Annotated in this window: 1 protein-coding gene; it reads left to right on the top strand. The window is 67.4% G+C overall.

The genetic code is table 11. The features are described from left to right. Nucleotides 1-715: 715 nt before the first annotated feature. A partial coding sequence (locus ACFVUS_RS44120; RefSeq protein WP_387781603.1) for a GNAT family N-acetyltransferase occupies nucleotides 716-1,087 on the top strand: 372 nt, incomplete at its 3' end.

Genomic DNA, 1,087 nt, shown 5'->3' with positions numbered 1-1,087 from the left:
GTGATCCCACTGCGCGGGCTCTCCCATGGCTGGGGTGCTAACGCCGTTAGCACCCCATCCGTGTATGTGGGATAGACCTGGTGTTGGCCTGAGGCGCACCGTGAGAGTGACGCCCGGCGGGCATGTACGTCTTTCCCTCACTTCTCACCTGAGGAGCGGCGCGCCAGCCCGAGCAAGGATGCAGTTCGAGCTGCTGCCACACCATCGCGGTGGCGCGACGGAAGTGCCTCCCAGGATCACGGGCTCACGTGATCGGCGGGTGTGACGGGGTGGGGCCCGTTGGGTGCGCAGGATCAGCATGCGGTCGGGGCTGGAGTTCCTTGCCAGGTGTAGGTGCGGACGTTGGTGAAGCTGGTGGTGGATCCGGCGGTCGCATAGGTGCGGGGGAGGGCGAGGGCCGGGTCGTCGGTGAGCTGGGGATGTTCCCGGGGTCTTCGAAGAGGTACAGGGAGCTGGTGCCGCTGTCGGTGGCGAGGTGGGGACCGGCTTCGGCGCAGAGGGCCGTGTGCTCGATGTCGCCGCCGGCGCTGGGTGGGAGTGAGGTGCTGGTAGTCGGCGGCGAAGCAGGGACAGGTCTCGAAGGCGGGCACGCTGGACTCCTTCAGGTCACCTCGTCGAGCGCCCAGAGGCCTTCACGGCATGAACAACCGCTCCCTCGCTCGCCTACTGCGAATACCCCGTGGCGGGCGCAGCTGCCGGTGATGAAGATCGCGGCATGAACACTTTCCTGGAGACCGATCGCCTCGCGCTCCGCGCGTTCACCGGTGCAGACGCGGCCCACTTGCTCGCACTGGACAACGACCCCGACGTCATGCGCTTCATCAACGGCGGTCGGCCCACAAGCCGCGAGGTGATCCAGGAACAGACCCTGCCCAGGCTCCTCCACGACTACCCGTGCTTCGGCACTCGCGGCTACTGGGCCGCGGAGGAGAAGGACTCCGGCCTCTTCCTGGGCTGGTTCGAATTCCGCCCCCTGGACGACCACAACTCCGCCGTGGCGGAACTCGGCTACCGGCTGCACAAGGCCGCCTGGGGCAGCGGCTACGCCACCGAGGGATCACGGGCCCTGATCCGTAAGGGCTTCATG

Origin of the sequence: Nocardia sp. NPDC058058 (genome assembly GCF_042885355.1) — a bacterium.
GTDB lineage: Bacteria > Actinomycetota > Actinomycetes > Mycobacteriales > Mycobacteriaceae > Nocardia.
Note: the sequence above shows the minus strand (reverse complement) of the source record. Positions and strands in the feature narration are given on the sequence as shown.